The sequence below is a fragment of the Saccharopolyspora sp. NPDC002376 genome (genome assembly GCF_053593195.1).
This window is the reverse complement of record NZ_JBSFBZ010000033.1, coordinates 52,762-79,459: the sequence shown is the minus strand read 5'-3', so window position 1 is coordinate 79,459 and position 26,698 is coordinate 52,762. Positions and strand designations below refer to the sequence as shown.

Here is a 26,698-nt window from a genome sequence, read left to right as displayed (position 1 = left end):
ACATTCTTGGTAAACAATTTCAGCAGCCCGTCCGGCCCGGTCAGGGCCAGACCCTGTTCCCGGGCCTGGGCCACCATCTCCGCCACCGCAGCCTGCTCCGGGGAGGCATGCTGCCCCGCCCGCTTCCCATTCCTAAGTGGACTCACAGCATCCGATGTCATCACTCGCAGTGCCCATCCCGCCGGACCTCGGCCCGGCGCGTCGGGCCGGAAACACCGCTCGTGGGACAGTCCCGCGCCCGACGACCTCGGCATCGAGGGGCTAACGGGAACCGACACGGTCGCAAAGGCTGTGCCGGGAATGAGCTGGCTCATCAGGCACAAGTCTTGGTCCGCGGCGGTCGAACTACCGACAGGGCAGGCCCCCGGCATAGCGTTGGGGCCTGCCCTGACCGTCTTACGAGAAGCGGGACCTGCGGCACCGCGCGGCCTGGCACTACGGCGAGGTGAGTGCGATGCAGGCGGCGACGCTGCTGTGGAGCCAGCCGGTGACGTTGGTGGTTGTGTCGGTGATGCGGATCCAATCCGGGATCGAGGGTGTGCCGCCGAGGAACTCGTGAACCTGGATCTTGTGGGTGGTGTGGTAGAGGCCGTCGACGGGCGAGTTCAAGTCGTTGGACCGGTGGATGCGGGCGCCATCGTCGATGAACAGTCCGGTACCAGGCGGACAGGCGCCTTCGGCGTGAGCAGGGGTGTTGGCGCCAACAAGTGCCATTACGGCGAGCGCAGCGGCGGTCAGGGCGGCTTGGGTGAGGTGCTTCATCGTGTCCTCCTGGAGGGTGGTCGTTCGGGGTGGCCGGGGCCGCTCCAGGAGCGGTGAGCGGCCCCGGCCTGTGGGAGGGGGAACGTGGACGGGTTCGGGCTAGCGGCTTTCGGGCGGGAGAGGTGGAGTGGGTGGTTCGCCGAAGCTGGAGAGGCCGCAATTGCCGGCAATGCAGTCCGATGGCGGCGGGGGTTGCTGGGCGATGGCTGCTGCGGGTGATGCCGCTGCGATGGCCGCGAAGCACGCGGTGAGCAGGCTTGCTCTGGATAGTTGCATCGTGTTTTTCCTCCTATTTCTTCGTTTTCGATGGCGCGAGGTTTTGGGCACACGTCTCCTGCTGCAGGAAATCGAGGAGGTTTCGAGCCAGGCTTTAACGGATGCGCAAGATGGCGGCAGTCCAGGTCATGCCGACGCCGATGCCGATCAGTGCGACGTGGTCTCCGGGCTGGAGGAGGCCTCGGCTCAGGAGGTAGTGCAGGTCGCTGATCTGGTCGGAAGCGCCCATGTGTCCGAGCCAGCGGCCGAGGAAGGCCGTGGTGCGCTCTTCGGGGATGCCTAGTGGTGTAAGGCAGTGCCGGTGGGTCAGTGCGGTGCCGTAATGGGGGCACAGCACTCGAGCGATGTCGTTGAGTTCGAGGTCGGCTTCGTAGAGGGCGGTTTTCAGCACGTTGCCGAGGGCGTTGGCGTTGGTGCTGTCGATGGCGGTGGAGCCGCCGTGGGTGGCGAGGTATTGGGCTTTGCGGGTGCGGAGCTGGATCGGGGGCCGGTAGGTGTGGCCGCTGTGCCAGTCGGTGGTGCCGCGGTGGAGTGCTTCCAGGCTGGGGTGGGATTGGGAGGCGGTGGAGACTACGTCGGCGATGGCGGGGGTGGTGTCGTCGCGGTGTAGGAGGAGCGCGGTTCCGGCGTCGCCGTAGACGATGCCGGCGTCGGTTTGCCAGCGGTCGAACAGCGGGGGTTCGAAGACGTCGCCGGCGGTGAGTAAAGCGGAGTGCCCGGCGTGGCCTTCGAGGACGTGGGTGGCGAGTTGGAGGCCGGCGATCATGCTGTTGGACATGACGTTGATCGACAGGGTCATCATCGGGGTGATGCCGGTCTGGTAGGCCACGTAGCTCGCCGCGGACCAGAAGTCCAGTCCCGAGTCGTGGATGGTGGCGTGCAGGTGCAGATCCACGTCTCGCTCGGCAGCGTGCATCGCCTGTCGGCCCGCCTGGGCGGCGAGTTCCGGCCCGGTGCGTCCGGTGGCGACCGCGACCGAATCCTGATGGTTGCGGCGGGCTTGCTCGGCGCTGTAGAGGCCGTCTCGGATGGCGTCGACAGCCGTGACAAGCTCGCCGGTGACCGCGCCGATCCCGTGGAGTGTGATCCCGTGGTGCCGCATCGCTGAATCACGCCCCCGCCAACGCCGGGCTGGCGAACCAGGCCTCGCGGAACCCGTCGGGGCTTCGAGGACCGGTCGCGTTCAGGGTGGTGAAGAAAGCGGGGTCGTGGTGGACGAACTCCACGAACTCCGGTCTGGTCCCGGGGGCGGTGACCACGGAGAGGTGGCCCCATTCTTCGCCGTCCAGCCACCGGAGGACCCACAGCGGTTGAGCGTGGGGATGTGTTGGGGTGGTGTTCATGTGATCACTCCGTTCCACGCGCAGCGCGAAACAAAAGAGGGAAACAGGAAAAGGAATGCAGCGGATCTCCCGGTATTGTGGAAGGGGTTGCCGCGTCGAATGTTCTCACCGTGGCACGCGCTGACTAGCGCTGTCAGATTTTGGCCGGAACCTCTGCCTAGATACACCGCGACGGGTGAACACCACCCCACGAAACCGTGCTCGCCAGGACCGCAGTCAGCACCTCGACTCCGGCGTATGTGCAGGTCGTGGCGCCGATAGCAAGCATGGGTTCAGCGGAACCGGCGGTCGCCGTCACCTGGATGGGCACAACAACGCCTCGGGGGACCCCAAAATCTGACAACGGCTAGGCCTCCATGTCAGCCTCCTTTCCTTATTGCTTCTTTCGTCTCGCCATCAAGGAAGAGATCATGGATCAACATGACTTCACTCGGCACATTCCCGTCCCATGCGAATCGCCGCCTCGCGATCCAGTTGGTGATCAATCGAGAAGCGGATTGATGACCGAGATCTACCGGTACGGACGATGCACGGAAACGTCAGATCCGGACACCTATTTCCGGGCCTCGTCTACGGGCAAGGACTCCGAGCTTGTGCAGCGAGGTGATGCCCGGGCGCTGTGCACCGACTGCAGCGTCCGCAACGAGTGCTTGGAGGTCGCGCTGCTGAGCGAATCCGATGCCGGGTTCTGCTGGGGCGTCTGGGGAGGCACTTCGGCCCGGGACCGCCGGCGAGCACTGAAGCGGGCACGGCGCCAAGGGGTCGAGCCCGCGGACATCCTCGATGAGCTCATGGCCTGGCTGTTCTGGATCACCGACCGTTCCGTACATGCCCAGCAGCAGCGGCACACGACCGTTATACGGCGACCGGTCCTGTCGTCCTCCGATCGTGTGGTCGCGGTGCCGGATCGTTCCCGCGCGGCCTGACTTCTGCGCTACGAGAGGTGATGTGCATGCTGCCCGTCCACGGTCACCCGATCCTCGCCGGCCTCCTCGGCATCACGGCGGGACTGGTGCTGTCCTGGCTGCTGCACCCCTGGTCCCCGCTGCGTCCCGCTGCGGTGATCGGTCTGTCCGTGCTCACCGGCACGCTGTCGGTACTGATCGCGCACCGGTTCGCCGACGATCCGGCGTTGCCAGCGTGGTGGTGGCTCGCCATCACCGGCCTCGGGCTGTCGCTGATCGATGTGTCCTGCCATCGCCTCCCGCACACCTGGGTCCTGGCGATGGCCGTCGGCGGGCTCGCGGTTTTCGGGCTCCTGACCGTGACCGAGCCGACCAGTACTGCCGTCGCTCACTCCGTGCTCACTGCGCTCACCGTCTTTGGTGGCGGGCTCGTGCTCTTCCTGGCGATCCCCGGGTGGATGGGCTTCGGCGACGTCACCACCACCGCAGCGCTCGCGCTGTATTGGGGCTGGATCGGGTGGCGGGCCGTCCTGTTGGGCTTTGTCGCATCGATGCTGGTGCTGGGCATCGTCGCATCCCAGGTCTGGATCCGCACCCGTGATAGCAGCATTCGTGCCGCCGCTGGACCGAGCTTGGTCCTGGGCAGCTGGATCAGCATCCTCACCCACACCTCGTGAAAGGCACGCCATGCCCTCATTTCCGGTAACCGCCGCCATTCCCGCAATGTTCTGCCTAGCGGCCTGCACCGCGGCAGGTTGCGTGAGTGAACCACCGGCCACGGTGCCCGCTGATCCAAGCATCGCGCCGCCTCCCGTGCCGTCCTCCGATGAGCGGGCCGAGGTCGAGCGGACCTATCGCGACTTCTGGCGAATTACCCGGAACACCACCACTGATCGCAGCGCAGAGTGGGAAGCAGAGGTGCGCCAGCTGACCACCCCAGAACTTGCTGACCAGATCACCGCGCGCGCCCGAGACCAACTGGCCAGCGGAGTTCGACTGTACGGCGCGGTCGTGGCCCACGTGACGTCAGTCGAGGTCACCGGGGACCGGGCGAGCGTGCAGGACTGCCAGGATGCGAGCCGGGCTGGCCAAGCCGATGCAGTGTCGGGTGCGCCGAAAAATGTGGGTATTCAGCGCAATCCCGTGCACGCCACGCTGTCGAAAGGAACGGACTCGCACTGGCGCGTCGACCGAATCGAATATCCCGGAGGTGAGTGTTGATGCGCTCCCTAGCCTGCGGTCCGTGCGTCCTGTTCGGATTGGGCCTCCTGCTGAGCGTCGCCGTTCCCGTGGCGCAAGCACAAGACAGGGAACTCTCCGTTACACCAGGCGATGTGGACAGCTGGTACGAGTCGCCCTCGATCGGTCTGTCCGCGTCGACACCGGGACGCCCAGGACGTCCGGCACCGTCCAAGCCCGGGCACGGCACTACGCGTCCAAGCAATACGTCGATGCCGGGCCCGGCTTCGGTGCCGTTGTGCCCGACCGTGGTGTGCGATGCGCCGGGGCAGGTCCAGGATCCGGCGTTCATGCTCCAGTCCCAGCCGGCGTCGACATGGTGTTTCGGCCCGTTGGATACCGGGGACTGCCCCCGACCGGAATCCATGCCTTCGGCCCCTGGGCGCCCGGGGGCTGCGGCGCCGCCGGATCCTGCGGTGCTCGCCCAGGAGGCGGCGCGTCGGTTGCGGTTGCCGTTGCCGACGCCGCGGCATTCCCCGGACCTGCGGCTGGCGGATGGCCGTCCGGCGACGGTCGTGGGTGAACGCACTTGGTTCTGGACCACTCGTGAGGACTGGCGTCCGCAGCGGGAGCGGGTGCAGGCAGGCGAGGTGTGGGCGGAGGTCACCGCCGAACCTGTTCGGCTGTCAATGACACCGGGCCTGAACCAGTCGGCGGTGTCGTGCGCTGGGTCGGGGAGAGCTTATGACCGGTCCTTCGGGCTCCACGCTCCGTCGCCGGACGGGTGCGAGGTGGTCTACAAGCGACCATCGAATGATCAGCTAGTCGTGGGGGAGTGGTCGATCACGTGGAGGGTGAGGTGGCGGGGCTGGACCGGTAGTACACCTGCTGGCGGTGAGCTCGCGCCGATGACATCGCGGGCACCGACACAGTTCGTGGTCGCCGAAGCCCAAGCACTCCGAATCCATTAAGGGACTTCAGCGTCTCGGCTTTCTTCTTTTGCTCCATTGTGAATTCGTTTGTGGGGAGAGCTATGTCCAGCACCGGTATTTTCGCCGTCACCACACCTGACTCAGCCACTTCTGAGGATCGAACGGGCGAGGGGCGTGGGCCTCGGGTGCCGCGGCAGCGGCGGTGGTGGCTGCTGATCCTGTCCTTCGGGTTGGTCGCCGCCTCGGTCGCGGCGGCGTTCTGGATCATGTCGTCAGCGTGGGAACGCGAGCCGATGCTGCAGCTGACACGCGACGTGCCCTGGGGCCACCGCATCGGAGATACCGACGTGACCACTGTGGACCTACCGCCTGATGCGCGGGAGTTCGCGGTGGTTGATGTGGATCGAGGCCGGGTGGTGGGTCAGATCGCTGCTGGGAACTTGCGGGCGGGACAGCTCGTGGCGCTCAGTGATGTCACGACGCAGCTCGTGCCCGCACGGGGCCAGCGGATGATCGGGATCCGGTTGTTGCCGGGAAGGTATCCGGCGCGAGGGTTGGCCCCGAACGATCCGGTGGAGGTCGTGGGCCTGTCCAGCACGGGTGGGGCAGAGACCGTGCAGGGGGAGGCGGTTTTTCAGGCTCGGGTGGTGCAGTCCTCGCCTCTGGATGCCGAGGGGGCGGTCGTGGTCGACCTGCTCATCGATTCCTCTGCCGCCGAACAGGCCCATGCCGCTGCCGCCGGCGGCGCGCTGGTCACCCTGCTTGGCCCTACTCGCTGATACCTGTGCTTGCTCGGTTTTGTGTTGTGGTGAAAGGGAGTGTGCGATGGCTGTGATCGCGATGGTGTCCGCGAAGTGCTCGCCCGGTGTCAGTACGGCGGTCGCCGCGCTGGCCACGGTCTGGCCCCACCGGCTGCTGGTGGTCGACGCCGACCCCACTGGAGGGGATCTCCTGACCGGGTGGGGCGGGGCGTGGCTGGTCGACGGGCGCTTGAACGCAGGCTGCGGGGTGGTCAGCTTCGCCGCCTCCACCCGTCATCTCGACGCCGTGCCGTCCGAAGGGCTCGCCGGACACGTCCAGGAAGTCCCCGGGCTGGAGCACGTGCGGCTGCTGGCCGGGGTGGCAAGCCAGGCTCAGGCCGCGGCGATCGGGGATGCGGGCTGGTTGAGGTTGGCCAGCGCCATCCGGGACCTCTCCCGGGAAGGGCCCGACATCCTCATCGACGCCGGCCGCTGGGGGCCGGGCACCCCTTGGACGTTGCTCACCGAAGCCGACCTGGTCCTGGTCGGTCTGCGCCCGAGCTTGCGGCATCTCACAGCAGTGCGACCGCTGATCGGTGCGGTGCGGGAGCTGGTCCCGATCACCCGGATCGGGCTGCTGGTAGCGGCCACCACGAGCAGCCCCGCGGACCGGATCGCTCACGCCACCGGAGTGCCGGTCGGCGTGGAACTTCCCGACGATCCCACGGCGGCGCGGTTTTTCTCCGACGGGATAGGAGGCCACCCGCCGCGCCGCCGTGCCCTGTTGCGGACCAGCCGCAAGGCCGCGCTCCGGCTACACCGCAGCCTCACCCCGCCGACTCCGCCGACCACCCCGGCGGTTGCAGCCGACGTTTCGGAGGTGGGGGCAGCATGACCACCCAGATCAACGGAAAACCCCGCCCGCAGCTGGTTCGTGAGGCATGGGGGTGGGTTCCGGATAACGCCACCGTGCAAGCGCTGCGGGAGCGCGTCGCCGACCGCCTCCGCGATACCAGCCCGGACGAACGAGCCGGCGTCGTGGCAGCCGAGATCAGCGCGTGGACGCACGAACGCGCCAGCCGCGGCGACCCACCACTCGCACACGACGACGAGCGACGGCTCGCTGATGCGGTCCTGGCCGCCGTGTTCGGGCTGGGTGGATTGCAGCCGCTATTGGAGCTGGAGGACGTGGAGAACATCCACATCCACGGCCACGACCGAGTGTGGCTGGAGCTGGCCGACGGCACTTTGCAGCGCTGGCCTTACCCCGTCGCCGACTCCGATACGGAGTTGCTGGAGCAGCTGGAGGCGATGTGCGCACGCCTCGGGCAAACGAGCCGTGAGTTTTCCCCGGCGCAGCCCATCGTGAACCTCCGGCTGCCCGCTGGTGGGCCGTTGGGTGCGCGGTTGGCGGCGGTGCGCGAGGTCACCGACCGGCCGCGAGTCGCGATCCGCCGCCACCGGCTCGCCGACACCACCCTCGCCGACCTGCGCCATCACGACACGCTCGACGCCGGTCTGGAGCACTTCCTGACGGTGGCGGTGCGCGCGGGTGTGAACCTGCTGGTTACAGGTGGGCCGTTCGCGGGCAAAACCACCCTGCTCCGCGCGCTGTGCGCCGGCATTCCGCCTGGCGAGCACATCGTGACGGTCGAGGACGACTACGAACTCGGCCTACACCTCGATCCGGACCGCGTGGTGACCCCGCTGGAGGCGCGCACCGCCAACGCCGAAGGCATCGGCGAGATCACCCTGGATGCCCTCCTCAAGCAGACGCTTCGGCACTCGCCCTCGCGGGTCATCGTCGGCGAGGTCCGCGGCGGCGAAATCACCGCCCTGCTCCGAGCACTCGGCAACGGCGCCACCGGCGGCATGGGCACCCTGCACGCACCCTCCGCCCGCGCGGTCCCGGACCGCATCGCCGCCCTCGGACAACTCGCCGTGCCGCCGCTGGCCGTGGAGGCCGCGCACCGGTGGACCGCCGCGGCCCTGGACCTGATCGTGCACCTCGTTCGTCGCGACCACTCCGGAGGTCGGGAGCGGTTCGTCACCGAGATCGTCGAAGTCGGTGCTGTGGGCGATGCCGCCATCCCGGACCTGACCACGCTCTTCGGCCCCCGCAGCGGCGACGGCCGCGCAGTCCCGGTCTGTCCACCCAGCCCTCAGCTGATGGCCCGTCTGCAGGCCCACGGCCTCGACCGCGCCCTGTTCTCCCATCTCGATGGGCAATGGGACAGCCATGAGGACGGAGGGGAGGTATCGTGATCGAGTTTCTTGCTGTCCTGTGTGGAGTCTCCTTCGGCGTCGGCGTACTGCTGAGCGTCCTCGCCTTCACCTCGGCTCCAGGCAGGGATGAGTCGCCGGTGGTCGAGCCCCGCGGTGGGGTGGTCGTGTGGGCGGTCCGATGGTGGCGGCGCGGTGTCCTGGCTGTCGTGGCTGCTGGGGTGGTGTGGTGGGTGACCGGATGGCCGGTCGCCGGTGCCGCCGCAGCCGCAGCTGTGATCGGGCTTCCGGTCGTGCTGGCCTCCCGGCAAGCGCGGCAAACGATCCAGCTGCAAGAAGCCCTCGCAGTGTGGACGCGGCGTGTCGGGGACCTGCTCTCCTCCGGCGCCGGAGGCCTGCACCACGCGGTCGTTCGGTCGGCCGACACCGCCCCCGAGCCTCTAGCAGCGCCGGTACAGCGGCTGGCCGAGCGGCTCCGCACCGAGCCCCCAGAGTCACCGCTGCGTGCGTTCGCCGACGAACTCGACGACCCGATCGCGGATGAGGTCGTCCTGGCGCTGCTGCTTCGCCTGCGGGCCGGCGGTCGGGGGCTGGTGGAGATCCTGCACGGCCAGGCCGCCGCGCTGCGCGCGCGTGCCGCGGCCACCCGCGAAGTCGAGGCCGACCGCGCCAAACCCCGCACCACCGTCCGCACCCTCGTGGCCATCACTACCACCATGATCGCCGGGCTCATCCTCTTCGCCCACGACTACCTCACCCCCTTCACCACCTGGACTGGACAAGGCGTTCTGCTGGTGGTGGCAGGCATTTTCGCGGTCTCGCTGTGGCGCATGCACCAGCTGGCCGGCCTGCCTGAACGACCCCGCTTCCTCAGTGGAGGACAGCCGTCATGAACACCGCCCTGCTCCTCGCTGCGGCAGTCGGCTGCGCGTTCGGGCTCGGTCTCACACTCGCGGTGCGCGCGGTCATGGGGCCTGCTCCGATGGACGTGTCCGCCGCGCTCGGCCACCTCTCTAGCCGCAGCAGCGCGTCGGCCCCCGCCACCGGTTGGGGGGCATGGCGTACCCGGGTGGTGGACTCGACTACCCACCATGCCCAGCGGGCCCGTTCGTCATGGCTCGGTATCCCGGTGCACGACCTCGCACTACTCGAACGCACCCCAAGCGACTATGTGGCGGCACGGCTGCAGTGGCTCGTCAGCAGCCTCAGCGCCACCGTGCTGCTGGCCATCGTGCTCGCAGTCCTGGGCGTGCCGCTCGAGCTTCTGGTCGGGCTGGTCGCTACCGGCGGGCTGGTGGGTGTGGTGGTGCCGGTCTGGCAGCTCCGCGACCGGGCCGCCGCAGCCCGCGAGGACGCGCAGCGGGCCCTTCCGGTCTACCTGGATCTGGTTGCCCAGCAACGCACCGCAGGCCAAGCACCCGGACCAGCCCTGCGCGAAGCCGCCGCAGTAGGCGATCACTGGCTGCTCACCCGGTTGCACCGCACCCTCACCCGCGCCGAACACAGTGGACACTCCCCATGGGACGCCCTCCGCGACCTCGGCACCCACACCAAGCTCCCGGAGCTCATAGCGGTCGCAGACCTGGCGGCCACGGCCGCCGACGGCGCCGCGATCTACCAGAGTCTCACCACCCACGCCGCCAGCCTCCGGACCGCTGCGATCAGCACGGACAAAGCCGAAGCCAACACCCGCACCGAACGCCTCACTCTCCCGGTCACCCTGCTGCTGCTCGGCGTGCTCCTACTCGTCCTCTACCCAGCCGCCACCCGACTCCTCGGCTAGCCAACCCAACACCATCCCAAGGAAGTGATCGTCATGTCCGCTCTTCGCCGCCTCCACCGGCACACCGCAGCCGTCCTGCTGCTGCTCACCGTCTGGTTCACCCTCGCCGGCCACTCCGTCCAGCAACGGTGGAGGCAGGCCCGGTTCGACGACACCGGCTCGGAGTCCACAGAGAAAGCTGTCATCACCGCCATCAGCCTGGCTGCCGCGCTCGGCCTCGGGGCCGCCATCACCGCCGTGGTGCAGAAGTACCAAGGCCAAATCCACTAGAGCCCCGAGATGTCCAGTGATGACAACGACGAGGCAGCACTCGATTCGCCGAACGGCACCCGGAGGGCGGGATGCGGGATCGGTCGCGGTGGAGCTGGCGGTGCTCGCCCCGCTCGCGCTGGTTCTGCTCATCACCGTGTTGCAGGCCGGATTGTGGTGGCACACCCGCACCCTCTGCCACGCCGCCGCCCACCAAGCCGTCCAGGCCGCCCGTACCGTCACCGGCACACCCGCAGACGCTCACGGCGTCGCCACAAGCTTCCTCAACCGGGCCGGAGGATTGGTCGGTGCCCCGGAGGTCACCGCCATCGCCGACGCCCGCCACGTGCGGGTGCGGGTTGCGGCCACCGCACCGCAGATCCTGCCCATTCCCGGGCTTGGTCGGGTGGTGCAGGAAGCCGCCGCAAATAAGGAGCGCTTCACCTTCCCCGGGGATCCGCCATGACCAACCGTCCGTCTGATTCGGGGTCGGCCTGTGTGGAACTCGCAGTGCTCACGCCGATGCTGCTGATGATCCTGGTCCTGGGGATCGCCGTCGGCCGCACTGTGACCGCCGGCCTCGCCGTCGAGCACGCCGCCACCGCTGCCGCCCGCGCCGCCAGCCTCGCCCGCACTCCCACCGCAGCCCATGCCGCCGCAACCCGTGTTGGCACGCAGATGCTTGCCGAGCAGGAACTGTCCTGCAGCGGCATCGGGGTGAGTGCGGATACCAGCCGGTTCGGCACCGCCGGGCTGCCGGGGACGGTCACCGTCACGTTGCGCTGCACGGTGCCGCTGGCCGACCTCACTGGCCTTCCCGGCCTGCCCGCCAGCGTCCCGCTGCAGGCGGCCTTCACCAGCCCCGTCGATGCGTTCCGGAGCCGAACATGACCCACCACAACGAACCGTCGGATACCGGATCGGTCACTGTGCTGGTGGCGGTCCTGGTGCCGTGCCTGCTGCTGGTGTGCTCGCTCGTCGCCGACGGCGCCGACCGGCTCCGCGCCCTCACACGGGCGGACGCCATCGCCGCAGAAGCCGCCCGCGCAGCACTCACCGCACTCGACACCCGCGGCCCCACCCTCACTCTCGACACCCACACCGCCACGACCTCGGCCCAGCACTACCTCGCCGCCACCGGCCACACCGGTCGCATCACTGTGGACGGTGCCGCGACCGTGCAGGTCACCGTCACCCACACCGAACCCGCCCGCATCGGGCTGCTCTGGGACAGCCACACCGTCACCGGCCACGCCACTGCCGCGCTCGCCACCAGCCCCAACACCCCGGGCGGATCATCATGAACCGGATACGCTTCATCGCGCCCGGGCTCGGGATCCTCGCATTCCTGGTGGGGCTGCCGACGATCCTGACCATCACAGGGCCTCTGATCGTCAGACTTCCCAACGTGTCCTGGCCCGAGCTCGACACCTCGCCCTGGGCACCCGTACCGGTCCGCGAACAGCTCCTCGCCTGGGCCGAGCACACCTGGAACACCCTGCGCATCGAACTCCGCCTCGACGGCGCCTTCATGCTCGCCATCCTCACCACAGGCTGGATCACCTGGGCCGTGATGCTGTGGTGGACCCTCTGCGATCTGGCACTTCTGCTACGCCACGGCACCCGAGCCCTCCGCGACCGCCTCACGGTCACCGGCCCACGAGGCTGGATCACCGCCCTGATCGCCAGCACCGTGCTCTCCCTCAACACCCCCACCAGCTCCGCGGCACCCGCAGCTGCCCCGGTTGCCGTGACCGCGCCCCTACACCCCACCAGCAGCACTGGTGCGCTGTCTGCCCCCGGCAACAGCACCATGCCGCTGGGTTCGGGCGGCTACCCCGACCCCGCCCCGCCCGAACCCAGCACCCCTACCTATATCCCCGACACCGAACGACCAGAGCACCCGCGCTACCGCGTCGCCCGCGGCGACACCCTCTGGGCCATCGCAGCTCGCCACCTCACCAGCGGCCACCGCTGGCGCGAAATCCAAGCCCTCAACACCGACCGCCTCGGAACACCCCGCCACCTCCAACCCGGCTGGATCCTCCTCTTACCCACCGACGCCACAAACCTCCCTAACCCCGCCTCCATCCCCGACGACGCCCGCTGGATCACCACCCAACCCGGCGACACCCTCACCAGCCTCGCCGAACGCCACCTCGGAGATGCGTCCCGATGGGAAGAGATCTACCGCCTCAACGCCCACCACCCCCAGCCCGACGGACGCGTCCTGCGCGACCCGGACATGGTGTTCCCCGACTGGTACCTCGCGCTCCCACACACTGAAGATCCAGACCCCAAGGAACTCGAGGAACCGGAGCCTGTCGCCTCACCGCCGGAACCTCGACACGAGGAGATGTCGAAGCCCGAACAGCGCGCGAGCACAGGGCGAGCTGTTTCCACGACGTCGGGCGCCGCCGTCGCCGTTGGCATCGGTGGGCTCGTTGCCGCAGGACTGGCCGCTGCAGTGGCGCTAAGCCTGCGCATCCGCGGCCGACGTCGAATGAGGGCCTACAAACCGGGGAGTGGAGCTCGTGCGAACCCGGCACCGCTGGCACCGGCCGTTCACGCGCTGCGCTGGCTGGTGGACGAAGCCCAAATACCGGCTTCTCCGCTCGGCCGTGACGACCAGCGGGACATGCCACCAGCGGTAAGCCCGGTGAACGCCGCTAAGCATCACCAGGCGGGACTTGTCGAAGTCGGGGTGCGCGACGGCCACGCCCGTGCACTGGATCTCGCTGCCGTGCATGGACTCGGCCTCACCGGGCCCGGCGCCGAAGCCACCGCCCGCGCGCTTCTCGTGCATGTTCTCGCTTTGACCAAGGCCACCATCATCATCGATGCCCACACAGCTCGTACCTTGATCCCGGACGAGCTGCCGGACTCACCACGGCTCTGCATCGCCGATGACATGTCTGACACCATCACCGATCTCATGCGCCAGGCCGACGATGTAGATGGTCACCACAGCCGGAGGCAACTGAGCCACGTGCTCATCGCGGGTACCGACCAGTGGAAGCTCCAGCTCCAAGAACTGATCGCTCATGGACCGACCAACGGCGTGGCAGCCATCGTGCTGGGCAACCAGGCAACCGGGGCGACCGTGCGTGTCATGGCCGACGGGCTAGTCGCAGCCGCAAGCCCCCTCATCAGCGAACTCCGCGGAGCACGCCTGTTCCATCTCGATGCCGGCGACACCCTCGACCTCATCGATCTACTCGCCGACACCGCATCCACGCCAGGCGACGTCGAACCTGCACCCAACTTCAACGACCAGGAGACTGAGGCCAACTTCGGCGACGATGGTGGCGCAGCCGTGGCAGACCAGCCAATGCCGCACAGCGCTTCCGATATCGATCCTGGCGACAGTGCCGTAGCAAGCTGCAAGCCTGCTGAAGTCGACGACTCTCCAGAACGGCCTGTCCGACGGTCGGCCACACTCGGGATCCTCGGGCCCTTCACACTGACCTGGGATTCACAAGTGGGGGAGGAGCACGATCTCACCTCGGTGCTGGCCCCCAAACACAAGGCTCTGCTGGTCTTTCTCGCTCTGCACACCACGGGAACGACACGCAGCACGGTCCGCGAAGCACTATGGCCGAATGCCCGAGGAAGCCGTCCCTTCAACTCGTTCTACGCCACGCTGTCCCAAATCAGGAAAATCCTCACGGAAACAACCGGCGATCCTGTACTCGAAGTCATCGCCCAACGCGGGGAGATGGTGGCACTCAACCCAGACCTGGTTGACGTCGACTACTGGCAACTCCGGCAAGCCGAGCACAAACGGAACGGCGCCACCACCAATGAGCAACGCATAGCGGCATGGAGGAGCATCGTGGCCGCCTACCACGGTGAACTCGCCGAAGGGATGTCCGCCCTCTGGCTAGACGGGCCCCGAGAAGACGCCCACCGCACCGCTCTCGACGCCCTCGCCGGCCTGGCCGCGCACTACCGCGGACGCGACCCCCACCAACAACTACAGCTCCTCGAACACGCCCGCCTGCTCAATCCCGAGAACGAAGCGATTTACCGCGATATCATGCGAGCACAAGCAGAACTCGGCATGAATGACGCCATCAGCCGTACAGTACAACTTCTCACCACAACCCTTGCCGACATCGGCGAACGGCCCGCCCGCAGCACGCTCGATGTGGCCCGAGCGCTGCAGGCGCGCCACCAAGCCGACTCAACAACGGCCCAGGTTTCGTAGGCGTTGCAGCTGCACTGCGAGATCATCCTCGTCTGTGGCCAGCAGACTCAAGGGTTCCGCGCCTAATCGTCTACCTGCTCATGAGCCTACTCATGCACCCACTCATCTACCCAATAAACGGGAAGCCCTCTCGCGCCACATTGTCACAGGCCAGAGGGGTCAATGCCCCGTCCTGAACCTGCCCAGCCTCGGTACCGACAGGAACCATGCCGCACCGGTCGAGGTCTCTGCTGCTGCCTTCTTGCCTCAGGTCCTGGGCGAAGGCAGTAAGCCGGCTCTCAAGAGCTCTACCTGCTTAGTTGTTCACCGCTCGTCGCTCCAGCAAGATTGGTCTCCATGCGGGGACGACAGGAGCTGAGGTTCGGAGAACGCACCGTCTCGTGGCTGACCATACGGGACGAGCTTGCGCCAGGACGCGATCCAGATGATTCCGAGCCACCGCACGATGATGACGCGGCACGGGAGATGCACCGGTTGCGTGGCTTGGTCATGGTTCAAGCATCCGAAACAGAGTCTGTTCTCGGGGCGATCCTCGGGCGTGTTAAGCCGGGAACAAGTGTAAAGAAACCCGCAGGGGCACTCCTTCACGATATCCGAAAGCAGCTATCGAGCCTCAACGGCGTGGACGTTCGTGATCAATTGAGCACTATTGAACAGGCGATTGATCGACGTAACGCTGCCGTGCATAGGACGGTACAGATTGGCTCATCGTGGGCTCCGTACGCAACTGGGGGTGGGGAGTGGGTTCCGGTGATCAGCCTTATGGGCGATGAAGCGTACGACGAGGGCGATCTTCGGGACGATCTTGCGCTCCAGCAGGAAGCCACGATCGAAGCCGTGCGAATCCTCCTATTCCTGGAACAACGCAGTTCGGCCGGGCTGGATCACAATGGGCCGACGCCCAGTGCGAACGGTTCGGTGGCGTGAGCGATGACGGACAACCGCCCCAACTTGGCGCCGCAACCCAGCAACGGCTCCGTCCAAAACATGATCACGGGTTCTCCCTCGAACGCAATTCAAATGAGAGACCTGAACAACGGAAACATCTATATCAACTCCCACATCGTTGTGAATCACGAACTCGACCAGGAATCCCCTGGCGGAGGAAGCTCCACTCTCGCCAACTCCGCCCCGCGCCCCTTTCACATGCTGGCCGTCGATGACGATCCGGAAGTACTGGGTGACCTGGTCCGCTTACTTCAGGATGACACGCGGGTTGGACGGGTGGGCGCTGCATCGGATGCGGCTATGGCACTTCGGTACATCCAGGCTGCAGAGCAGCAACAGCAACCGCCGCTCGATGCTTGGTTTCTTGATCTCTGTATGCCCGGCCTCAGTGGGCTGGAGCTGGCCCGCCTAGGTGCACTCTTCTCCACAGCACCGAGCACTGTTTTCGTGACTGCGTCGGAGGACCATGCCGTTGATGCGTTCGACCTTGAGGCAGTGGACTACCTCGTCAAGCCGTTGTCGGCTGATCGTTTGACGAGGGCGGTTGACCGCCTCTCCAGACGCCGGCGCGCCCAAAGGCAATCTCGAGTCAAGGCGACGGGATTGCGGGCCGCGTCATCCAGCTCAGCTGCACAGCGGTGGTGCTGACTGTTGCTGGTAGAACGCGACGGGGTCTTGCGCTTGACTGCCGATGTCGATCTGGAAGTGCAGGTGTGGACCGGTGGATTGCCCCTTGTTGCCGACTTCGGCGATCGGTTGGCCCGCTTGGACTTCTTGTCCGGGGTGAACGAGATTTCGGTTGTTGTGCCCATAGGTTGTGATCATGTCGTTGGTGTGTTGGATGCGGACCCAGAGTCCGTAGCCGCTGGCGGGTCCGGCGTCGATGACGGTGCCGTTGCTGGCCGCGACGATCGGGATACCAATCGGTGCGGCGATGTCCTGTCCACGGTGGAACTCGCTGCCGCGCGGGCCGAAGCCGGAAGTGCACTGCCCGGAGACGGGGATAGCCCAGGTGCCAGTGGGGGTTCCTGTGCAGGTGGAGCCGTGGACGGTGGCGAGGAGTTGCTGGGCGGTGGGTTCGTGGCGGGCGTAGGCGTCGGGGAATCCGGAGCGTTGGACTGCTTGGGCGGCGTCGTTGATGCTCATCTGCTGCCAGTCAGGCACAGCGAGTAGGTGCCGGTAGAACTGGGTGGTGGCGTAGGCGGGGTCGGTGATCTGTGCGGGGGTGCCCCAGCCTTGGGAGGGGCGTTGCTGGAAGAGCCCGAGGCTGTCGCGGTCGCCGTGGTTGAGGTTGCGGAGTCCGGATTCCTGGATTGCGGTAGCGAGGGCGATGATCCAGCCGCGCTCGGGGATGTTCATCTGCTTGCCGATGGCGACGATGGTGGCGGCGTTGGTGATCTGTTCGGGTCCATATCCGGATGCATCGGTGGCGTTGGCGCCTGTCGGGGTGCAACTTGCTGTGTGGTTGCCACTGAGTACTGCGGAGACGGCGCTGGTGATGGCGGCGGTGACGATCACGATGAGCATTGCGATTCCGAGTCCCAGGGCCAACACGGTCTTGGTTATGGCGGACAGCTTGGATCACCTCCTTGGGTTCCATGTCAGATCTCCGGTCTGCCAGGGCGGCATCGGTGCGGGTGGGCTCAAGCGGGGCACGGGGCTGGGATCGGAGTGGTTGCTGTCTGCGGAGCTGGTCGGTGCTTCGAGGTGCGGCCAGGCCGAGAGCAGGCTGATCAGCCGGTGCCGACCGGCCTCGGTGTGGTGCAGGGGAAGCCACACCTCGCCGGCGGGGCTGCCGGTAGTGCGGAGGTGTTCGGCGGTGGTGGTGGCGATCGGTAGCTCGTGTTGCTGGGGCGCAGTGCGTAGGTGCTCGATGAGTTGTCGTCGTGCGTGCGTTTCCCTGGTTTCGGTGGCGAAGACGGCGAGCAGTGGGGTGACGATGCGGGTCGTGGCGGCGAGGCTGGTGTAGCCGGGCAGTTTCGAGACGAATCGGGAGAGTTGGTAGCTGCCGGTGTCCCATTCGAGGAACCATTCGATTTCCTGGCCGTTCTCGTGCCAGCGTCCGTAGCCGTCGGGGCGGACGTGGTCCCCGAAGTGGCGGGTGCAGCGGGCTTCGGACCACCAGGCCGTGACCGTCGGGTCGGTGGCTGTGGTGGTGAGGGCGTCGGCCAGTAGTGCGGTGAAGAAGCTGTTGACGCCCATGAGGTGGGCCAGGCGTAGGGAGTAGGCGATGCCGACCGAGCGATCAGCGCGGAATTTCAGGTCTTTGGGGTCGAGGCCGTCTTCGTGGGCCAGCAGGTGTGCGCCGGCGACGTCGAGGACGTAGTGCATGGGGGCTCGGCCGCGGCCGATGTAGGGCTGGAAGCGGTCCAGTACGCGCCAGGTGTGGAGCTTCTGCAGTCGGTGGTTGGCCGCCCGTCGAGAGCGGGCGAAGGCGATCGCTGCGATCTGTGCAGAGGTCAGCACCCGGTGCTCGGCCAGGACCCGGGCTAGCCACCGGTCGCGAGCGGTGAGGTGGGCGGCGACTTGGGCTTGATGCTCGGCCGAAGCCGCCCAGCGCAGGCTCGGCCGCTGCGGCATCGGGGCACGAAAATCGCGCTGCGGGTGATGGGCGAACACGATCGTCCTCCTGAAGCGGGATGCGGGCATGAACGGGCGGCTTCCGTGCTGAGAAGGCCTCCCCAGAGCGAGAGGGTCAGGCTGCGCGACGTGGGTCAGTGCCAGAAGTTGCTGACTGGGCGCTGGCGCCTTCGGTGCGGAGCTCCAGCGGGCGGGTGTGAGCGGCGGCTGCCGTACGCACGGCCTTGGACCGTCCGGGGATGGTCGGCGGTAGCGGTTGGGTCGTCACGGTGAACGGCTGGGTCTCCTCGCCGTTGACGACTAGCCGCGCGGCGGCGTGGTAGACGCCGAGGTGTGCGAGATCGTGGTCGGACACCCGCGGTGCAGTGTGCCGGGCCAGTTCGCGAGCGTCTTCCGGGCTGGCGCTGAAGAAGATTTTGCTGCGGGCGTTGGTGGAGATGCCTTCCTTGAGGTCCTTGGGAAGCTGCCCCAGGTGCTGGTGCGCCAGGGTCATCGAGAGCCGGTAGCCGCGGGCTTCGGCGAGCATGTCCTCCATCGCATAGGGCAAGTTCAGGAAGTTCTGCGCCTCATCGACATATAGGCCCGCGTCGCGGCGTTCCCTCTGGGGCAGCGCGGAGCGGGCGGTAGTGGCCTGCCAGACTCGCGCCACGATCAGCGAGCCCAGCAGTCGGGTGGTGTCCTCGCCGAGGCTGCCTTTGGGGATGCGCACCAGGCACAGTCCGCCATCCAGCACTTGGGCGAGGTCCACGGTGGAGGGCCCGGCGGTTACGGCCTTGACCACGAACGGCCGCAACAGGAACGCGCGGAGTTTGTTCAACAGTGGTGCGGTGGCCTGAGCCCGAGCCGCATCCGAGAGCTGGTCGTACCAGTCCCAGAACCCCCGCAGTGTTGGGTCGTCGGATACCCGGTCTCGGTGGCGCGCCCGGGTTACCGGGTCGGTGAGCAGTTGCGGCAAGGTGGCCAAGGTGGGGGTGTCGGAGGCGGCGCGCAGGGTCAGACATCCGGCGCGGAGGATGTCCTCGGTGCGGGGTCCCCAGGCTGAGGAGAACACTCGGGAGAACACCGACACCAGGTTGTCGATGGCGGATTCCTTCGGCCCCTCCAGCGGGTTCAAGCACGGTGTTGGTCCGTGGGAGTCGGCGTCGAAGAGCACCACTTTGTTGGCGGCGTGTTCGGGAAGCCGCTGCAGGATGTCGGTGATCAGGTCGCCCTTGGGGTCGATGACCACCGCACCGCGCCCGTACTCGGCGTCGGCGAGGATCATCCGTGCCAGCATCGTCGACTTGCCCGAGCCGGTGGCGCCGAGGACGTGCATGTGGTGCCGCGCGTCGGAGACCTGCAGCCCCACCGGGCGGGCATGGCCGGTGTCGGACACCCCGACCGGGCGGATCAGCTCCCCCTCCGTCGGCGTGTTCGGCGGAGGCGGCACCGCCCGCGCCCCGGCGCGAGCCAAGCCCGGTAGCGCCTCGTCGGTCGGCAGGTGCGCCACGGCCGCCAGTTCCGGCACCGACAACAGGTCACCCCTCCACAGGTGCCGACGCGCCAAGGCGCACACGGGGTTGCGCAACCGTCGACGGCGATAGTGGTTGTGCTCGGTGAATCCGGAGAACGCGCTCGCAATGGCGTGGGCACGGCCCCGCAGCTGCTCACGCACCCGCGCCACCTGCTCGCCCGGGGTCTCGATCGGCACCGTCGTCGTGACCGCGTACCGGATCAGCGTTTCCCACTGCGCCCCGCGCTGCTTGCCGACGATGGCACGGTTCTGTGCTTGGAATTCCAACGACGTCTGCGGGTCCAACTTCGGCTGACTGCTCGACGGTTTCGTGGCCGCCAGGCCTGGCGTGAGTAGGTCGAGCAGCCCGCCTACCAGGTGGGTGGACCGCCCGGCGTTGAGGTGGCGGGCGGCACGCCGAGCCTGCTTGACCCGACGCCCTGTGGTCGGACGAGTCAGCACCTGCACACACGCGGTGTCATGCACACCCAACCCGGTCGGTGCTCCCATCAAGGCCCGGATCGGGTCGACGTCGAAATCCGTGCGGACCGGCAGTGCTTCGGAACGTGCCAGTCGCAGTGTGCCGCCGGTGGTCAGCCGCCAGCGTCCGGCATCCGGTGTCGTTGGTATCGGTGGCGCGGCGTCTGCGGTGCGGGTGCGAGCTCCGGGCCATGCGGCTTCGATGGCGCGTTCCACCATGCCCGGGGGCACCGCTCCGGGAACCCACACTCGGATCTGAACGTCGTCGTGGTCGAACACGTACTCCCATGCCAGGTGCGGCTGTCCGGTTGTGATGCGATGCACCATCGGTCGCACGAGCCCGATCAGGTTCGACCACATCGCGGCAGCGCCATCAGCGTCGACCGTGGGCGGTACCAGAACGGTCACCACCCGGGATCGCTCATGCAACGCGTCCTGATTGCGGAGCAACCACCACCACCGAAACAGAACCACGCTGATCCCCACGATGAGCGCTGTAGGGATCACTATCGGCCCCGATGTGTGCAGCCACGATGCTGCATCGGAAAACACGCCCTGGACTGTGCTCCATGGATCTGCCAGAAACGTGCTCAAAGGACTATCGACATCGGGTGGCGAGATGGCGTGCATGAGACATCCCTTTGTTGGTTGCGATGTCCGCGTCGGCTTCGACATGGTCAGGCGGCGTGCTCGTCGGAGACCGGGGTGGTGCGTCGGCGAGCGGACGGTGCGCTCGTGATCGATCGCGCCTTGGTCTCACGCCGGGCGTAGTGTGCGGCATCGACGTCGGCCTGCCACTTGGAGAATCGGCGTCCGGCTAGGCGTTTCAGGAGATGTGGGATGTTGTTGGCGGGTACGCCCACCAGGTGCGGGCCGAGGACCGCGAGCAAGTCGGAGGCCTCTTGCGACGACCAGCCGGCGTCCCTGATGGCGTCCTCGTCGGGGAAGACATCGGCAACCCGGTCCACGGCCGGGTCCAGTAGTGCGTCTTGTGTCCCGCCGTAGCTGTAGCCCCACAGGAAGTTCATCGGGGGCTCCGGTTCCACCAACGTCTTGAACCGTTGAATTTCCTTGGTGTAGGCGTAGAAGGTGACGCCCGGGCGAGCTCGCATGATGCGCAGCCACGCTGACAGATAGTCGTCGCTGAAGAAATCACCGGAATCATGGACGCGGATCCAGCGGCCCTGGAACTTCGTCGCGTCCAGCTCGGCGAGCACGGCCTGTTCCCATCCGGCTAGGTCGTCGAGCACGAACCGCAGGTTTGCCTCGTGCTTGGCAAGCACCGCTGGCCATCGGTAGGTGCCGTGGCGGGCGTAGCAGACTTGTCGGCAGATCCCAGCGGACGGACAGGTGTTGTAGGTGCGACCGTCCGGCAGATGGCCGGCCCACGCGGGCAGGGACCAGTTGTGTACGCCGATCTTGCGCATTTCCCGGTTTTGGGTGAGGAGCCGTTGCGGGCGCTTGGCGGTCGGGTGTTCGGGCGGCGGATGTGCAGCTGAGGACATGGGTCTCCCGAAGTCAGAGCAGCTTTGCGAGAACGCCTGGCGTTGGAAGCGGGTTCGTGGCGGGTGCTTGTCAGGCCGTGTCGTCGTCCGAATTGGACTGGGCCTTCGAGGTGTTGCTGTCGTCTTCCTGGCGGCGTCGGCGGTAGCGGTCCAGGTAGGCGATGGAGTTGTGGGCGTTCGCGGTACCGGGTTGGTTGCGCTCGGCACCGAGCTGGAGACGGCTCTTGCGGATGACGGCGCGGGCCAGCGCGCGAGCGCCGAGGACGACCACGGCCGCGAGGAGGTAGCCGGACGTCACGATGACCGCGCAGGCAAGGCAGATCGCAGCGACCAGCCCGGTAGTCAGAGCGACGGTGAGCAAGATGTCGTGAATGGGGGTGGCCCGGAAGGTTGGGAAGCCGCCGAAGCCGGCTGCAGCGCTGACAAGCAGGGAGGCCACGGTCATTCCTCCTTAGTTCATTAGTCGTCGAGGAGCACGTCCTGAGCACCGCCGACGCCGGCGGACCCGCCGCTGCCGTCGGTATCGTCGGACGACAGCGACGCCAGCTCCGCGGGGTCGGTGGTAATCAGCTGGTGTTCGCGGTCAGAGGCGACGGCCTGGAAGGCGACCCGTTGTGTCCCCGCCGCGAGAAGGCCTTGGCCTGTGCTGGCCGAGAGCAGGAACTGTCGTTCGCCTTCGGAGAGAGCGAAGGTGCGGACGATGTCGTCGATGGCTTGGGGTGCTTGGCGCAGCAGGATCTGGGTGGCTGCGTTGGCGATGATGGCTTTGCCGAGATCGGAGCTGAGGACGTCGCCGACGTCCTGGGTGGCGACGGTGAGTCCCGTCCAGTGCTTGCGGGCGGATTTCGCCATGCGCCACAGGAATTCCGCTCCGGCTTGCTGCTGCATGAGCAGCCAGGCCTCGTCGACCACGCACAACCGGGGGTGGCGCATCGAGGGGCTGGAGATCCGACGCCATACGGTGTCCAAGGTCAGAAGGGTGCCTGCTGCTTTGAGCTCGTCGGGCAGATTCCGCAGGGAGAACACGAGCAGGTGCCCCTCGGGTGGTGTTGTGGTCGGCCCGTCGAACAGTCCGGAGAAGGCACCCGCGGTGAAGGGCTGCAGCCGGGATGCGAGGTCGCGCGCGGTGGCGTCGCGTGTGGCGGACAGCGCCGTGTGCAGGTCGGCGAGTTGTGGGGCTTGGCGTGTCCAGGTTCGGGCGTCGTCGATGATCCCTGCAGCGTGGTAGGTCGCGGTGACGGCGTGGTCCAGGACGGCGCGTTCATCGGCGGTGAGCTGTTGTCCGAACAGGACAGACAGGAGGGTGTGGGTGAACAGGCTGCGGCGGGTGAGGGAGTCGGCGGGGGCGCTGCGGCGGCCGTCGGGGCGGGTGTGGATCGGGAGGTCGAGTGGGTTGATCCGGACGCCGTCGGCTCCCAGGGGGATGTGGGTGCCGCCGACGGCGTTGGCGAGTCGGGCGTATTCGTCTTCGGGGTCGATGATGGCGATCTCGATGCCGCGGTAGAGGCTGCGGAGTGCTTCGAGTTTGACGAGGTAGGACTTGCCGGCGCCGGAGCGGCCGAGGATGACGGAGTTGTAGTTCTCGCAGCCGAAGCGGTCCCAATGCACCAGTCCCTGGCTGCCGAGGTTGTAGCCGTAGAGCACGCCGCCGGCGGCCGAGGACGAGGTGACGTCCGGTGGTGGGAGGTCGGGGCTGGTGAACGGGAAGGCCGCAGCGAGGGCGGCGGTGTCGAAGGTGCGGGTCATCCGGATTTGGTCCAGGCCCATCGGCAGGGAGGTCACCCAGCCTTGCAGGGAGCGGTAGGTGGTGGGTTTGGCATCCAGCAGCAGACTGGCCGCCAGCGCGCGCACTGCGCTGATTTCTTCGATGAGTTCGTCTTCGGAGCAGGCGTGGACGGTGAGGTAGAGGCCGAATCGGAACAGCCGTCCTTCGCCGCGGGCCAGGCGGTCGGAGAGGTCGTAGGCATCCTCGGTCGCGGCCTCGACCTGCGGGTCGGCCAGGCGGCCGTGGGCGGCGTCGTCGCGGCGGCCGGATTCGAGCTTGCCGAGTTGCTTGCGCAGGTGGGCAGCGGCCACGTGCGGATCGATCGGTTCGACGTGCAGGGACACGTCCAGCCGCCCGGGGTAGGTCAGTAGCGGTTGCAGCCAGCCGGGGTGGACTTCGCGGGGGTAGCCGGTGATGGCGAAGCTAGAGACCCAGTCCTCGCCGATCTGCAGGTGGCGCGCGCCGATCTCGATGGCGTCCGGGGTGAAAGCGTTGTCGGCTGGTGGTGTCGTGCGGGTGCGTGTCACGGGGTGTCCTCCTCATTGCTGAGGTCCCAGCCGGGGCTGGTGGTGATGACCTCGTGGGCACCGGCCATCTCCGGCGAGGGCGGGACGGGGTTGTCCGGGTTGGTGGCGGCGGCCAGTACCGCCCTGGCCTGCCCCGCATCAAGCGGAGTGACCTCGATCCCGGCGGGCGCCAGGAGTTCGCAGGCTTCCTGCATGCGCCGCATCAGCCGCGAGGCCGCGGCACGACGGGCCCCGGCCGAGAGCTCGCGGTCCGCGGAGGAACCGGGGCGTCGGCGTCGGATGCGGCTGAACGCATCCGGTGGCGCAGTACCGGCTGGTTCGCGGACCACCAGGAGGATCTGCCGGCGGAGGAGTTCGGCCTGCTCGCCCAGCTGTTGCAGGTAGTCGGCGTGATCGAGCGCGGCGTCTTCCAGCGCCGGGTGGCGCAGGCTCGCTGAGCGGTGGCGGAGATCGTCGATGTGGCTGGTGAGGTCCAGCCGCTGGGTGCGCACGAGGATCTGGACCCCGGCGGTCAGGCTGTGCAGGTAGCGGCCAAAACCCGCGGCCAGTGCTTCCTGCTCGCCGGGGGTGCGCAACGCGAAGTTGACCGTCGAGCACACCGCCACCAACGCCAGCCCATCCCGCCCGAGGTCGATCACGCCGGCCTCACTCACCCCGCGTGCGGGGAGCTCGAGGCCCCCGAGCGGAACGGGGTCGGCGTGCTCGACGGCGGAGGAGAGCCAATCGGGCACATCCGGTGCGGCTTCAGCACTCGCGATGCGGCGTTGTGGGGCCAACCGCTGGCGCAGCGCGGCCAACAGCAGGCGATCCAGTGTGATGCCATCGCGGGTGACCACCACCAACAGCACGACCACAGCGGCGATCGGCGCGGCCACAACCAGATACACCACGACCGGCAGCACCGCGCGGGCAGCGAGCCAACCGCCGTAAAGGCCAAGGCCGGTGGCGGCCATGACCGCGATCTGGCGCGCGGTGAACCCGGCGAGAATGCGGTCTTCCCGGTCGACATCGGCGGGAATGCGGACGCTGCGCGTCATCGCTCACCTCCCAGGCGGCGGGTGCTCGGGCGTGGTGGGCGGACCTTCGGCAACGTCAGCGGCAGCACCGGTTGCCGGCCGCTCATCGACCTCGGACGCGAGGTCGGCCGCACGGGTGGCGGGCTGGGTGAAGCCGGCGTGCGGCGAGGGACTCGTTGGACCTGCAGCGGCAACTGGTACTGCCCATCGGCCCTGAGGCGAGGCTTGTTCTCCGGCCACTCGCCGTCGGCAGGCAGCTTGAGTTGCCTGGCCGGAGGCCGCGGCGACCGGGGCGGAGCCAGCGGGCTCGGCGGCACGGGAGTCGCAGGCCGCTGGACCCGCTGGACGTCAAAGGGCAGGCGGTATTGACCGTCCCGGCCACGCACGGGCCGGTTTTCCGGCCACTGCCCATCGGCCGGGAGACGCAACTGCTGAGTTCTCGGTCGCCGGGTTGGCTGCTCCGGCGATGGTCCGGGGCGTTTCGGGGCGGGTTGGGGTTGCACGTTCAGTGGCAGTCGGTATTGGCCATCGCGATCCAGCCGGGGCTTGTTCTCTGGCCATTCCCCATCGAGCGGAAGTTTGAGCTGCTGCCCCCTGTCGGCGCGGCGCTGCTGCGTGGCCTTCGGTTTCGACGCATTCTGTGGTCGCGATGGCGAGCTGCGCCGTTGGCGGGCCACGTTCAACGGCAGCATGTACTGCCCAGCAGAGGTCGCTTTCGGCGACTCGTACGGGTCCGCCGCGACTTTCTGTCTGGCCTTTGCGGCCGGGGGACCGAGGCGTCCCCGGAGCAGCCCGAAGGTCTTGTAGGCGAGGAATCCGCGCAGGAGTCCTCCGAGGAAGGATCGGCCGCCGCCTCCGCGGGCGGCTCCGACGACCCAGGATGGGATTTTGACGAGGATGTAGCACAAGGCGAGCGCGGTGAGAAAAGGAATCAAGACATCCCCTTGTTTTTGATGCGAGATGGGCGATGCGAAAGGGGTTAGAAGAGGGTGATTCCGCCTGGGAGGAAGAATATTTTCAGGGCGGCGATGAACGTGAGCGACTGTGCGACCTGGACGACGAGGACCGCTCCGAAGACGCGCCACCACCAAAAAGCAATAGCCTCGGTCTGCGGCAACGCGTGGCACATCAACACCAGCGGCGCCGCGGCGAGCAGGATGACGGTCAGCGCAATCCGGACCACGTAGGTCAACAGGACCGCGATCACCATGACCACGACGGCCAGAATGGTGAACACCACGTAGAGCTCGCCGTAGGGATGGGAATCGTCGCCGGGCGCCTCACCGAGCAGGGTATCCACGAATACGTGGGATGCTTCCTCCATCCCGACCTGGTCACCGAGGAAAGCCCCGGACAAGGCGTTGGCGAATTCGATGGCTTTCCCGCCCAGAAACAGCGACAGGTTCGAAGCCGCGAAGCCGACCACCAGTCGTGGCAGGATCTCCTTGATGGAACTCCGTGTCTGCAGTGTTTGGTAGAACAGGACCACGATTCCGGCGATGGTGGTCACCAACGCATACGCGGCGATCATGATGTTGCGGGAGCTATTCCACAACTGGCCCATGACGGGAAGCTCATCGAACTGCGGGGTGGACAGCAGGGAATCCGCCAGCATGCCCAGCACTCCCTCGAGAGCCGAACGCGCGACATCGGCGAAGAAGTCACGAATCCACCCGGTGAGGAAATCCGCGATCCACGACGTCCCGGAGGCCTCGGATGGGGTCTCGGGTTCCGAAGTGGAAGGCGGCGGGGTGGGGCTGCTGGGTGGGGATGTCGGTAGTAG

Annotated in this window: 26 protein-coding genes; 15 read left to right on the top strand and 11 right to left on the bottom strand. The window is 67.3% G+C overall.

Going from position 1 to position 26,698, the window contains the following annotated elements; all coding sequences use genetic code 11:
- Positions 1 to 435: 435 nt before the first annotated feature.
- From ACWCO2_RS22105 to ACWCO2_RS22095, 3 genes are all read right to left on the bottom strand, one after another.
- A complete protein-coding gene (locus ACWCO2_RS22105; protein ID WP_450129643.1) occupies positions 436 to 762 on the bottom strand; it encodes a hypothetical protein in 327 nt (108 codons plus the stop codon).
- 370 nt (positions 763 to 1,132) lie between these two features.
- Positions 1,133 to 2,140, bottom strand: coding sequence for a ketoacyl-ACP synthase III family protein (locus tag ACWCO2_RS22100; RefSeq protein WP_450129642.1), 1,008 nt, complete (start codon positions 2,138 to 2,140; stop codon positions 1,133 to 1,135).
- Positions 2,141 to 2,147: 7 nt separating this feature from the next.
- Complete coding sequence (locus ACWCO2_RS22095; protein ID WP_450129641.1) at positions 2,148 to 2,381, bottom strand: hypothetical protein; 234 nt, start codon at positions 2,379 to 2,381, stop codon at positions 2,148 to 2,150.
- Between the two features lie 500 nt (positions 2,382 to 2,881).
- On the opposite strand from ACWCO2_RS22095, the gene ACWCO2_RS22090 reads away from it, so the two are divergent.
- The 15 genes from ACWCO2_RS22090 to ACWCO2_RS22020 all read left to right on the top strand — a co-directional run bounded on the left by ACWCO2_RS22090 (position 2,882) and on the right by ACWCO2_RS22020 (position 16,198).
- Positions 2,882 to 3,307 (top strand): WhiB family transcriptional regulator, encoded by a 426-nt coding sequence (locus ACWCO2_RS22090; RefSeq protein WP_450129640.1) that lies wholly within the window; start codon positions 2,882 to 2,884, stop codon positions 3,305 to 3,307.
- A gap of 26 nt (positions 3,308 to 3,333) precedes the next feature.
- The gene (locus ACWCO2_RS22085; protein WP_450129639.1) at positions 3,334 to 3,963 is read left to right on the top strand and encodes a prepilin peptidase; all 630 of its coding nucleotides are present in this window, start codon (positions 3,334 to 3,336) and stop codon (positions 3,961 to 3,963) included.
- 136 nt (positions 3,964 to 4,099) lie between these two features.
- Positions 4,100 to 4,507, top strand: coding sequence for a hypothetical protein (locus ACWCO2_RS22080; RefSeq protein ID WP_450129638.1), 408 nt, complete (start codon positions 4,100 to 4,102; stop codon positions 4,505 to 4,507).
- Between the two features lie 1,120 nt (positions 4,508 to 5,627).
- Positions 5,628 to 6,176, top strand: a complete 549-nt coding sequence (locus tag ACWCO2_RS22075; RefSeq protein WP_450129637.1) for an SAF domain-containing protein — start codon at positions 5,628 to 5,630, stop codon at positions 6,174 to 6,176.
- A 46-nt stretch (positions 6,177 to 6,222) separates the two neighbouring features.
- A complete protein-coding gene (locus ACWCO2_RS22070; protein WP_450129636.1) occupies positions 6,223 to 7,032 on the top strand; it encodes a hypothetical protein in 810 nt (269 codons plus the stop codon).
- Entirely contained in the window at positions 7,029 to 8,402 is a 1,374-nt protein-coding gene (locus tag ACWCO2_RS22065) for a CpaF family protein (RefSeq protein WP_450129635.1), read from the top strand. Before ACWCO2_RS22070 ends, ACWCO2_RS22065 begins: the two co-directional genes overlap by 4 nt.
- The gene (locus ACWCO2_RS22060) at positions 8,399 to 9,253 is read left to right on the top strand and encodes a type II secretion system F family protein (protein ID WP_450129634.1); all 855 of its coding nucleotides are present in this window, start codon (positions 8,399 to 8,401) and stop codon (positions 9,251 to 9,253) included. The genes ACWCO2_RS22065 and ACWCO2_RS22060 overlap by 4 nt, the downstream gene beginning before the upstream one ends.
- Positions 9,250 to 10,143: a type II secretion system F family protein gene (locus ACWCO2_RS22055; RefSeq protein ID WP_450129633.1), complete on the top strand. Its 894-nt coding sequence runs from the start codon at positions 9,250 to 9,252 to the stop codon at positions 10,141 to 10,143. The genes ACWCO2_RS22060 and ACWCO2_RS22055 overlap by 4 nt, the downstream gene beginning before the upstream one ends.
- 33 nt (positions 10,144 to 10,176) lie before the next feature.
- On the top strand, positions 10,177 to 10,413 hold the full coding sequence (locus ACWCO2_RS22050; protein ID WP_450129632.1) for a hypothetical protein: 237 nt from the start codon (positions 10,177 to 10,179) through the stop codon (positions 10,411 to 10,413).
- An 88-nt stretch (positions 10,414 to 10,501) separates the two neighbouring features.
- Positions 10,502 to 10,858, top strand: coding sequence for a TadE/TadG family type IV pilus assembly protein (locus ACWCO2_RS22045; RefSeq protein ID WP_450129631.1), 357 nt, complete (start codon positions 10,502 to 10,504; stop codon positions 10,856 to 10,858).
- Entirely contained in the window at positions 10,855 to 11,283 is a 429-nt protein-coding gene (locus ACWCO2_RS22040; protein ID WP_450129630.1) for a TadE/TadG family type IV pilus assembly protein, read from the top strand. Before ACWCO2_RS22045 ends, ACWCO2_RS22040 begins: the two co-directional genes overlap by 4 nt.
- Complete coding sequence (locus ACWCO2_RS22035; RefSeq protein WP_450129629.1) at positions 11,280 to 11,696, top strand: hypothetical protein; 417 nt, start codon at positions 11,280 to 11,282, stop codon at positions 11,694 to 11,696. The genes ACWCO2_RS22040 and ACWCO2_RS22035 overlap by 4 nt, the downstream gene beginning before the upstream one ends.
- Entirely contained in the window at positions 11,693 to 14,602 is a 2,910-nt protein-coding gene (locus tag ACWCO2_RS22030) for a LysM peptidoglycan-binding domain-containing protein (RefSeq protein WP_450129628.1), read from the top strand. Before ACWCO2_RS22035 ends, ACWCO2_RS22030 begins: the two co-directional genes overlap by 4 nt.
- Positions 14,603 to 15,352: 750 nt before the next feature.
- Entirely contained in the window at positions 15,353 to 15,529 is a 177-nt protein-coding gene (locus ACWCO2_RS22025; RefSeq protein WP_450129627.1) for a hypothetical protein, read from the top strand.
- A gap of 3 nt (positions 15,530 to 15,532) precedes the next feature.
- Positions 15,533 to 16,198 carry a LytR/AlgR family response regulator transcription factor gene (locus tag ACWCO2_RS22020; RefSeq protein WP_450129626.1) on the top strand — a complete coding sequence of 222 codons (666 nt, stop codon included), beginning with the start codon at positions 15,533 to 15,535 and terminating at the stop codon, positions 16,196 to 16,198.
- Here the strand turns inward: ACWCO2_RS22020 and ACWCO2_RS22015 are convergent.
- The 8 genes from ACWCO2_RS22015 to ACWCO2_RS21980 form a co-directional block, all read right to left on the bottom strand.
- Positions 16,175 to 17,077 (bottom strand): M23 family metallopeptidase, encoded by a 903-nt coding sequence (locus ACWCO2_RS22015; protein WP_450129625.1) that lies wholly within the window; start codon positions 17,075 to 17,077, stop codon positions 16,175 to 16,177. The two genes, ACWCO2_RS22020 and ACWCO2_RS22015, sit on opposite strands and share 24 nt — an antisense overlap.
- A gap of 54 nt (positions 17,078 to 17,131) precedes the next feature.
- Positions 17,132 to 18,169 carry a replication-relaxation family protein gene (locus tag ACWCO2_RS22010; protein WP_450129624.1) on the bottom strand — a complete coding sequence of 346 codons (1,038 nt, stop codon included), beginning with the start codon at positions 18,167 to 18,169 and terminating at the stop codon, positions 17,132 to 17,134.
- Between the two features lie 76 nt (positions 18,170 to 18,245).
- On the bottom strand, positions 18,246 to 20,732 hold the full coding sequence (locus ACWCO2_RS22005) for a type IV secretion system DNA-binding domain-containing protein (protein ID WP_450129623.1): 2,487 nt from the start codon (positions 20,730 to 20,732) through the stop codon (positions 18,246 to 18,248).
- A gap of 47 nt (positions 20,733 to 20,779) precedes the next feature.
- The gene (locus tag ACWCO2_RS22000) at positions 20,780 to 21,607 is read right to left on the bottom strand and encodes a GP88 family protein (RefSeq protein WP_450129622.1); all 828 of its coding nucleotides are present in this window, start codon (positions 21,605 to 21,607) and stop codon (positions 20,780 to 20,782) included.
- 70 nt (positions 21,608 to 21,677) lie between these two features.
- A complete protein-coding gene (locus ACWCO2_RS21995; protein ID WP_450129621.1) occupies positions 21,678 to 22,046 on the bottom strand; it encodes a hypothetical protein in 369 nt (122 codons plus the stop codon).
- A 20-nt stretch (positions 22,047 to 22,066) separates the two neighbouring features.
- Entirely contained in the window at positions 22,067 to 23,899 is a 1,833-nt protein-coding gene (locus ACWCO2_RS21990; RefSeq protein ID WP_450129620.1) for a VirB4 family type IV secretion system protein, read from the bottom strand.
- The gene (locus ACWCO2_RS21985; protein ID WP_450129619.1) at positions 23,896 to 24,936 is read right to left on the bottom strand and encodes a PrgI family protein; all 1,041 of its coding nucleotides are present in this window, start codon (positions 24,934 to 24,936) and stop codon (positions 23,896 to 23,898) included. The genes ACWCO2_RS21990 and ACWCO2_RS21985 overlap by 4 nt, the downstream gene beginning before the upstream one ends.
- Before the next feature lie 958 nt (positions 24,937 to 25,894).
- Positions 25,895 to 26,530 (bottom strand): hypothetical protein, encoded by a 636-nt coding sequence (locus ACWCO2_RS21980; protein ID WP_450129618.1) that lies wholly within the window; start codon positions 26,528 to 26,530, stop codon positions 25,895 to 25,897.
- Positions 26,531 to 26,698: the final 168 nt, after the last annotated feature.

Bases quoted from the DNA above. Each gene is read 5' to 3' on its own strand.
- ACWCO2_RS21980 (WP_450129618.1), bottom strand. From the start codon at position 26,530: ATGCTGGCGGATTCCCTGCTGTCCACCCCGCAGTTCGATGAGCTTCCC.
- ACWCO2_RS22065 (WP_450129635.1), top strand. From the start codon at position 7,029: ATGACCACCCAGATCAACGGAAAACCCCGCCCGCAGCTGGTTCGTGAG.
- ACWCO2_RS22095 (WP_450129641.1), bottom strand. From the start codon at position 2,381: ATGAACACCACCCCAACACATCCCCACGCTCAACCGCTGTGGGTCCTC.
- ACWCO2_RS22015 (WP_450129625.1), bottom strand. From the start codon at position 17,077: ATGCTCATCGTGATCGTCACCGCCGCCATCACCAGCGCCGTCTCCGCA.
- ACWCO2_RS22100 (WP_450129642.1), bottom strand. From the start codon at position 2,140: ATGCGGCACCACGGGATCACACTCCACGGGATCGGCGCGGTCACCGGC.
- ACWCO2_RS22105 (WP_450129643.1), bottom strand. From the start codon at position 762: ATGAAGCACCTCACCCAAGCCGCCCTGACCGCCGCTGCGCTCGCCGTA.
- ACWCO2_RS22040 (WP_450129630.1), top strand. From the start codon at position 10,855: ATGACCAACCGTCCGTCTGATTCGGGGTCGGCCTGTGTGGAACTCGCA.
- ACWCO2_RS22090 (WP_450129640.1), top strand. From the start codon at position 2,882: ATGACCGAGATCTACCGGTACGGACGATGCACGGAAACGTCAGATCCG.
- ACWCO2_RS22070 (WP_450129636.1), top strand. From the start codon at position 6,223: ATGGCTGTGATCGCGATGGTGTCCGCGAAGTGCTCGCCCGGTGTCAGT.
- ACWCO2_RS22020 (WP_450129626.1), top strand. From the start codon at position 15,533: ATGACGGACAACCGCCCCAACTTGGCGCCGCAACCCAGCAACGGCTCC.
- ACWCO2_RS22085 (WP_450129639.1), top strand. From the start codon at position 3,334: ATGCTGCCCGTCCACGGTCACCCGATCCTCGCCGGCCTCCTCGGCATC.
- ACWCO2_RS22055 (WP_450129633.1), top strand. From the start codon at position 9,250: ATGAACACCGCCCTGCTCCTCGCTGCGGCAGTCGGCTGCGCGTTCGGG.
- ACWCO2_RS22030 (WP_450129628.1), top strand. From the start codon at position 11,693: ATGAACCGGATACGCTTCATCGCGCCCGGGCTCGGGATCCTCGCATTC.
- ACWCO2_RS22035 (WP_450129629.1), top strand. From the start codon at position 11,280: ATGACCCACCACAACGAACCGTCGGATACCGGATCGGTCACTGTGCTG.
- ACWCO2_RS22005 (WP_450129623.1), bottom strand. From the start codon at position 20,732: ATGCACGCCATCTCGCCACCCGATGTCGATAGTCCTTTGAGCACGTTT.
- ACWCO2_RS21985 (WP_450129619.1), bottom strand. From the start codon at position 24,936: ATGACGCGCAGCGTCCGCATTCCCGCCGATGTCGACCGGGAAGACCGC.
- ACWCO2_RS22050 (WP_450129632.1), top strand. From the start codon at position 10,177: ATGTCCGCTCTTCGCCGCCTCCACCGGCACACCGCAGCCGTCCTGCTG.
- ACWCO2_RS22000 (WP_450129622.1), bottom strand. From the start codon at position 21,607: ATGTCCTCAGCTGCACATCCGCCGCCCGAACACCCGACCGCCAAGCGC.